This is a genomic window from Actinomyces bouchesdurhonensis, from assembly GCF_900128465.1.
In the GTDB taxonomy this organism is placed as follows: domain Bacteria; phylum Actinomycetota; class Actinomycetes; order Actinomycetales; family Actinomycetaceae; genus Pauljensenia; species Pauljensenia bouchesdurhonensis.
This window is the reverse complement of record NZ_LT635868.1, coordinates 1-6,925: the sequence shown is the minus strand read 5'-3', so window position 1 is coordinate 6,925 and position 6,925 is coordinate 1. Positions and strand designations below refer to the sequence as shown.

Sequence of the window (6,925 nt, the reverse complement as noted above, 5' to 3'; positions counted from 1 at the left end):
GAAACGCCACGGAATCCCGGAAGGAACCCCCACCCCAGAAGAAGGACTCTGGCCACGCAAAGGCTGGGCCGGACGCGCCCACTAGACCCACGACACGCCGTCTAAAGCACCACGTTTGCGCCTATAGCCCCCGGACGCGCCCACTAGACCCACGACACGCCGTCTAAAGCACCACGTTTGCGCCTATAGCCCACATTCGCTTGATGGAACGCGGAGTCAACAAAAAACCCGGCCCCTTACGGGACCGGATCTGTGGTGGTAGCGGGGACAGGATTTGAACCTGCGACCTCCGGGGTCTGTATCTCTTTTTAATGAAACAGTGAGATACAGCCAAGTAATCGTTGGTATCGTGCGGTAACCGTCCCCTTATCCCTCCCTAAAGATACTTGAAGTTACCGGCATATCCTCACGAAAGATAGGGAATAAGATAGGGACTACTTTTCCTCCCTACGCCGCGCTCGGGCTGCGTCGTACAGCGTTGTGAGGTCTGAGATGTCTGAGTATGCCTGTGCGTTCACATCGACCGAGTGGCCGAGTGTTCTAGCACGCAGTAGCGCGTCTACGTCCGTGCGGTACATGGTGTTGAGGGTGGTTCTCCAGACGTGGGTGCGGTAGGTCTCCAACAGAGGCACTCCGCAGTCGCGAGCCAGATCCTTATAGAACGCCTTGAGAGCCTTCTGAGCGTTGTATCTGTCCCACTCGGTGTCCGGGTTGAGCGGTGCGCCCACAACATAGGCTCCCCCGACTTCATCTCGTCTACGGGTGAGGTGTTCATAGACCGCAGGCTCGACGAGAGCCGCGACGCGGGTGGTGCCGGTCTTGGCGTTTTCGGCCCGAATAATGCACGCTGGACGCTTTTGAGCGTCGATGATGACATCATCCCACATGAGAGTTCTTGCCTCGCTCACACGCAGTCCTGTGGCCATTTGGAGCAGGGTTAGGTCGATGCAGCAGCGGTGGACGGCAATGCGATCTGCCAGCGTGTATCGGCCTCGCTTGGGTGGTACTACACCCTCGGCAGGGTTGAGGGTGAGCAGGTGGGTGAGCACGCGGTCATATTCGGCTGTGGTGAGCGCTCGCCCTCCCTCAGGGCGCGTGGTCTTTTTGACAGTCCCTAGGTCGATCCGTGCGCCTGCGAGAGGGTTGAATTCAATGACATCGTCTTTGATAAGTTCTTCGAAGAAGTACCTGCTGGCTACTCCTTTGGCGTGCCTGCCGCTTTCTGCGCCGTGCTCAGCAGCGATGCCCTTGAGTAGTTCTTCGATGGTGCGCCTGCGGGCGACTGAGGCGATGGAGTACCCCTTGAACGCCTCAGTGAGGTAGGTCAGCACGGTCTTGTAGCGGGCCTTGGAGTTGGGTGACAGGCGTGAGGACTCGGTGATGATGGGTTTGGATACCGTTTCGAGATATTCGGTTGCAAGCGATGATGGTTTCCACGTGCCTCCGGTCCCTCCCTGTGCGAGTAGTTCAGCGGCTTTTGCGTGCGCACGTGCTCGGGCCTCGCCTTTGGTTGAGCCTGTAGTGTCACGCGAGAGGAGACGACCATCCTGGAGTCTGATTTTCCATTGGATGCGGTATTTGCCGTTGGCGAGACGGACCGGGGTCACGGAGTCGATTGTGTTGGTTCCTGAGGCGATTTGAAGTCTAGGCATACCTTAATTATACATAGGGACTAGCAATTGTGGTTCAATTTAACGCTGATATGTTGCCAAAGTTAGGTACGATGTGGTATTGTCTTAGTAGACTATAAGGGATGTCGAAAGACCAAGTAGGCGTGGCCTCCGTCGCCACAAAACCAAGCGATGTAACACCCGTTGCAACCGAGGGATCCCACTCGGGTCGCCTAGATCCTCTATATCTAGGAGACCTCAATGTCTACCCCTACTACCCTCGTTACCCCTGCTGCTCTCACTGCTGAAGAAGCAGCGCTCTATCTCGGCCTGTCCCGTCAGACGCTTGCAAATTGGCGATTTCGTGGCCTAGGACCTGCATACTCGCGCCTTGGAGGCACTGGCCGTCCTCGCATCGTGTACCTCGTTGAGGACCTTGATGCATTTCTCCGTGCCAACCGCGTTGAGACGACGGGAGGCCAGCGATGAGCATAAAAAATCACCCCGGCACTCCCACTGAGGAGAGCACCGAGGCGAAACGTTTTGCTGATGCCAATTCTACCACGCCGTTGGTGAATGACACAACGGTGCCGATGTTCGATCAGCTCGTTCGTCAAGAGGTTGAGACCTTCCTCGGTACGGTGGATCAGAGCGCATACGGCCCTGAAGATGCGGGGAGCGCACTGCTTGACCGGATCAACAAGCGTCTGATCAGTGAGAACACGAAGCATGAACTCAGGGGCGGGCTCGCTCATCGTCCGCTCAAGGCGCTTCCGCCTGCTGTGATCGCGACGTGTATTCGCCACCGCGAGCTGCGGCACACGGGCCTGATCGGTGAGTCAGAAGCGACGGCTGAGCTGGTGACCTACGAGGACGCGGGGCCTGACGAGGGCCTGTATGTGCCTGCCGAGCAGCGCATCCGTCGCCTGGCTCGTCAGTACCACTACACGATCTCGTCCAAGGATCTCAACGCTGTCGTGGAATCTGTGCGAGACTCGGTGTCGCTGCTCACTGAGAACAAAGACGGCAATATCGTGGGATTGGCGAATGGCTTGTTTGATCTACGTTCTAAGAAGCTACTTCCGTTCTCACCCAAGGTTGTTCTCAGGACGAAGGCTTCCGTTGCCTTCCGTGAAGATGCCACCACGTGCCCTGTCATTAAAGGGTGGAGCGTTGACGAGTGGATCAGGGAGCTTGCGAACAATAATCTTGATGTCGAAAAACTGTTCTGGCAAGTTATTGCTGCTCTGTTCCGTCCTGATCACCCGTTCGATAAGGCTGTGCTCTTGTACTCCTCTACCGGATCGAATGGTAAAGGAACGTTCCTTGAGCTGTTGCGTCACCTCGTCGGGGTTGATCGAGTGGCTACGCTCTCGATGTCTGGTTTCGGCAAGCCGTTTCTTCCTCCGTCGCTACTCAATTGTTTTGCTGTTCTTTCTGATGAGAACAAGGTCGGTGATTTCATGCGGGACGCTTCAACACTCAAGGCGTGGGTGACTCATGATTGGGTCGATATTGACGTCAAGTACGACCGGATGAAGACTGTTAAGGGCCGTGGCCTGTGCGTCTTTTGCGTCAACGAGTTGCCTTCGTCCAAGGACAAGTCTGAGTCTCTCTATAGGCGCCTCGTTCCCATCCCGTTCCTTAAGCGTTACTTTGGCGCGGATAAGAACCCGGCGATCAAGAACGACTACGTGAAGCGGCCTAAGGTTCTTGAATACGTCGCGCATAAGGCTCTCATGATGGATCTGGTTGACGAGTTCATCATGCCTGAAGTATGCGAGAAGCTGCTCGGTGAGATCCGTTTGGAGAACGATCCCGTGCTCCAGTTTGCCGAGGAGTTCTTCGATCGGTTCGTGTGGGATTTGCTTCCGTGGAAGTTCTCGTTCGGGCTTTACTCCGCGTGGATGCGCAAGGAGGTTCCCTCTGGGCGTCCTGTGGGCAGTAGAGAGTTCACCAAGCGCATGACCGACTACGTGGACAAGAACCCCTCGTGTGGATGGTTCGTCCCTCGTGGTGCGGACGGTAATCAGAAGGCTATGAGCACGCAAAATCGAATCGTCGGAGATGAACCCCTGGCTGTGGAATACGACCTGAGTGACTGGATTGATCTCCAACCTGTAGGCGGTTCTATGCGCAAGATCGGGATCCCGCACAACATCCCGATTAATGCACGGGGTCTTATGCGAGCAGGCACTTCACCTACTGACGACGAGGACTGTTGATCGTCGTTTGACCCGTTCCAAAGTACAAACGAAAAGGAGGACATGAATCATGTCGAATCTCGATAAGGAAATTGCAGCCGCTCGTGCAAGAGTCGAGCGTCTGAAGGAGAAGAAGCGCGTTGCTGAAGCGAAGGAACGTGCGCGTCTTGCAGAGGCGATTTTGAGTGTTCTTGACGAGATCAAGAAGAACGAAAATGAGAACGCCGATCAGGTGAGCGTTACTGCGCTTATGAATCGAGCGAAGGCGAAGATTGATGCGCAAAACGCGAAGCGTAAGCGTGCTGCTGCTAAGGCAGCCGCGCGTCGCCGTGAGGCGAGCAGCGGAGCGACGAATGAGTCAGGTTCTCAGCCCGTTTGGGGTGGAGAACAATGATGAGTGTCGTCGTGAACGCGAGGGGGGTTTCCAAAGGGGGCGGGACGCCACCCTTTGGCCAGCACGGACTGTCGTCAGACAGACCGTCTGCTGGCCGACAGGCGGTACCACCCCTGAAGCTCGACTCAGATGAGACGAGCGTTAAGAGTACGCCTGTCCAACCGGAGGTCGCCGCAACGAACGAGGTCGAAGACCAAGTTCGGGGCGGGGACCGTAGGATCGCGAGGCGTAAGTCTCGCGAGTCGCGGGTGACTGTCAGGTTCGATGAAAGAGAACATGTGCAGCTTACCCGCGTTAAGAATCGCTACGGACTCAGTGAGTCTGGAGCGATTCGGGCCGCCGTCGATTACCTCGACGGCGCGCCCGCGCCGAAGCTGGTCAATCGCGACTTGTTGCGATTGATCGGCGAGGTTAATGCCGTAGGTGTCAACGTCAACCAGCTCGCCCGGCAAGGGTGGGCTGGTATTGAGCCAGACGTCGACGATTTGCGTCGTGCGACTGCGACGTTCCTCGCTCTAGCGAAGGAGTTGTCACGATGAGTATTACGAAGCAGACGACGACGGTGCGAGCAGCAGCGGCGATCATGTATGCACACTTCGGGAAACCTGCTGACGTGAAGCATTCACGTGCGGCTGCATGGCGTTCGGACTTCCGTAACCCGTACGACGCGATTACGTCTATCGAGTCGATGTTGAAGGGCACGGGTCGTAAGAACCAGGCACTTATGGTGATTCAGTCGTTCTCGAAGGACGAGCTTGATCCTCGTGATCCGATGACCCCGATGATCGTTGCTGATGCTGCCTATGCACTCGCGAAGGAGGTTGCACCGAACTCACCGTGCGATGTCGTTGTGCACCTCGACAGCGACGGTGGTAATCCCCACGCGCATATCACAATCGCGAACGTGGATCTCGTGACGGGAAAAGCAGCGAGGGAGAACGGTCTTGTTCATTGGGTCTTGAAAAAGGCTAACGACAAGATCATGCGAGAGATGGGCTTGCGGGTCTTGGAGCCTCATGAACTCGCTCATGACGTGAACAGATCGCGTTCCGGTAAGAGCGCTGAGGGTTTGACTGTTGATCAGCTCGATAAGAGCACGTGGAGAGAGTTTCTCGCTGATCGTGTTGATGAGGCGCTGGCTGATTCTCGCTCGGTGGATTTCGACTCGTTGCGCGCTGTTGCACGCGAACTCGGCGTGAGTATTGAGAAGAAGACCAGCGCAAAGAGCGAGGCTGAGGGTCGTGATCCGAGCGTCACGTATGCCCTCGTTGATGACAATGGCGAGGTGCGCAGGTTCGGTCGCTCGAAGGCCGCGTGCACGGCTCGCAAGCTCGGTACTGATTACCAGTGGGGCACTCTCCACGACACGATGAATGAACGCATTATGCGAGAACAGGAGATAGAAGATGTCCAGGGCTATGGAGAAGATGGAAAGCAGCTCGATGCAGCACTCGCAGAACTCAGAGCAGCCGACGAAGATCGAGGAGTTGCTCCAGGTCTTGATTACTACGTTGACCTCGCAGAGCGAGCGAATAAAGAAGATCGAGGAGGCGCAGGTGAGCCTAATGCTCGTGTTGACCTCCAAGACTTCGACTTCGGAAGCCTCAGAAGCCGACTCGCTGACGAACGACATCAACGCGATCAAGAAGACGCTGAACGAGCAGAGCGAGACGCTGAGCGAGCTCGGGAAGACCGTGAGCGACAAGCGCATCTTGAAGCTGAGCGACGGCTCCAGCGTGAGCGCCTCCGAGTTGCAAGCACACTCGATGATGAAGCAGATCAACGCACAGGTGATGACTTTGGCTTCGACTTCTAAGGAGCTTGCCAAAGAGGTACATGCGAAATCAAGCGTGAAACTCGACGTGGAGAAGACAGGCCGTTGGCTTGCGAAGCAGGTTAACGAACACTTCGATCACGCCGTCCAGGAGCCCGTCGACGGTCTCAGGAGCGATCTTCAGGGGCTCCGCGAGGAGATGAGCACACTCGGGACTGAGAGGCTCTCAGAGGTCCACAGGAAGGTCGAGGAGTCGCTCAGCAGGCTCAACGAAGCCCGGCAGGAGATCGAGGCAATCGAACGCCGAGTGACGTTCGTCGGTATCTCGCGGCTCGCCCTTGCTGTGCTGCCGCTGTTCGCTTCACTTCTGCTTGTGGGTGGCCTCGTGTGGGGCCTCGGAAGCATGTTCGGCATCGGCCCGCTTTTCGGCTGGGCCTGGGGCGCATTCACGGCGGCCTCGCTGTGGTGGCAGAAGATGTTGATCGCGCTTGGGACCCTCGGCGCTGCTGTGCTCTTCGTCTGGGCCGTACTGAGGGCGAGCCGATGGATCTACGAGGAACTCAGGTGAGGAAGGAGGTGAGAAGGATGGTGAAACCTGTGATTGGAACGGGCATCAAACTGGGCAAACCTCGCGTCGAGGTCGATCACTCTCGGCCGATCAACAAGAACGCTGAGCAGTTCGATGGAACGGTGCGCAAAGGCGAGAGCGTCGCTGACTACGGGCGGCGAGTTCTCGGTCTGATCAACAGTCTAAAGTAATTAGGCTAAATCATAGTCAGATCTGAACATTCTGAAAGTTGCCCCTACTAATCTTGGCGGTGTCAATGGGTGGTAGCAATGAGTTCGTTGAATGCTTCTGTTGGGGTGCGGTAGCCGAGGGTGGCTCTGGGGCAGTTGTTCAGTTCGTAGGCGATGGCGTCGAGGTAGGGTTGGTGGCTGGTGA

8 protein-coding genes and 1 pseudogene are annotated in these 6,925 nt (G+C 56.6%); 7 read left to right on the top strand and 2 right to left on the bottom strand.

The genetic code is table 11. The annotated features are described in order from the left end of the window. Positions 1-434: 434 nt before the first annotated feature. Positions 435-1,652, bottom strand: a complete 1,218-nt coding sequence (locus BQ7477_RS04775) for a site-specific integrase (RefSeq protein WP_073983022.1) — start codon at positions 1,650-1,652, stop codon at positions 435-437. Between the two features lie 219 nt (positions 1,653-1,871). On the opposite strand from BQ7477_RS04775, the gene BQ7477_RS04770 reads away from it, so the two are divergent. The 7 genes from BQ7477_RS04770 to BQ7477_RS11850 all read left to right on the top strand — a co-directional run bounded on the left by BQ7477_RS04770 (position 1,872) and on the right by BQ7477_RS11850 (position 6,741). After that, positions 1,872-2,099 (top strand): helix-turn-helix transcriptional regulator, encoded by a 228-nt coding sequence (locus tag BQ7477_RS04770; protein WP_073983021.1) that lies wholly within the window; start codon positions 1,872-1,874, stop codon positions 2,097-2,099. An 83-nt stretch (positions 2,100-2,182) separates the two neighbouring features. After that, positions 2,183-3,835 carry a DNA primase family protein gene (locus BQ7477_RS04765; protein WP_159430582.1) on the top strand — a complete coding sequence of 551 codons (1,653 nt, stop codon included), beginning with the start codon at positions 2,183-2,185 and terminating at the stop codon, positions 3,833-3,835. Between the two features lie 49 nt (positions 3,836-3,884). Continuing rightward, positions 3,885-4,208: a hypothetical protein gene (locus BQ7477_RS04760; RefSeq protein ID WP_073983019.1), complete on the top strand. Its 324-nt coding sequence runs from the start codon at positions 3,885-3,887 to the stop codon at positions 4,206-4,208. A gap of 278 nt (positions 4,209-4,486) precedes the next feature. Then, a complete protein-coding gene (locus BQ7477_RS11450; protein WP_129582511.1) occupies positions 4,487-4,747 on the top strand; it encodes a hypothetical protein in 261 nt (86 codons plus the stop codon). Further along, positions 4,744-6,024, top strand: a complete 1,281-nt coding sequence (locus BQ7477_RS04750; RefSeq protein WP_073983017.1) for a relaxase/mobilization nuclease domain-containing protein — start codon at positions 4,744-4,746, stop codon at positions 6,022-6,024. The genes BQ7477_RS11450 and BQ7477_RS04750 overlap by 4 nt, the downstream gene beginning before the upstream one ends. Then, positions 5,975-6,550: a hypothetical protein gene (locus tag BQ7477_RS04745; protein WP_129582510.1), complete on the top strand. Its 576-nt coding sequence runs from the start codon at positions 5,975-5,977 to the stop codon at positions 6,548-6,550. The genes BQ7477_RS04750 and BQ7477_RS04745 overlap by 50 nt, the downstream gene beginning before the upstream one ends. 17 nt (positions 6,551-6,567) lie before the next feature. Beyond that, a complete protein-coding gene (locus BQ7477_RS11850) occupies positions 6,568-6,741 on the top strand; it encodes a hypothetical protein (RefSeq protein ID WP_159430581.1) in 174 nt (57 codons plus the stop codon). Between the two features lie 62 nt (positions 6,742-6,803). Here the strand turns inward: BQ7477_RS11850 and BQ7477_RS13010 are convergent. Next, positions 6,804-6,925: pseudogene (locus tag BQ7477_RS13010) on the bottom strand (IS30 family transposase); the annotation flags it as partial.

What these genes read in the sequence shown, in the direction of transcription:
- BQ7477_RS04750 (WP_073983017.1), top strand. Translation starts at nt 4,744, where the DNA reads ATGAGTATTACGAAGCAGACGACGACGGTGCGAGCAGCAGCGGCGATC.
- BQ7477_RS04770 (WP_073983021.1), top strand. Translation starts at nt 1,872, where the DNA reads ATGTCTACCCCTACTACCCTCGTTACCCCTGCTGCTCTCACTGCTGAA.
- BQ7477_RS11850 (WP_159430581.1), top strand. Translation starts at nt 6,568, where the DNA reads ATGGTGAAACCTGTGATTGGAACGGGCATCAAACTGGGCAAACCTCGC.
- BQ7477_RS04745 (WP_129582510.1), top strand. Translation starts at nt 5,975, where the DNA reads ATGATGAAGCAGATCAACGCACAGGTGATGACTTTGGCTTCGACTTCT.
- BQ7477_RS04775 (WP_073983022.1), bottom strand. Translation starts at nt 1,652, where the DNA reads ATGCCTAGACTTCAAATCGCCTCAGGAACCAACACAATCGACTCCGTG.
- BQ7477_RS04760 (WP_073983019.1), top strand. Translation starts at nt 3,885, where the DNA reads ATGTCGAATCTCGATAAGGAAATTGCAGCCGCTCGTGCAAGAGTCGAG.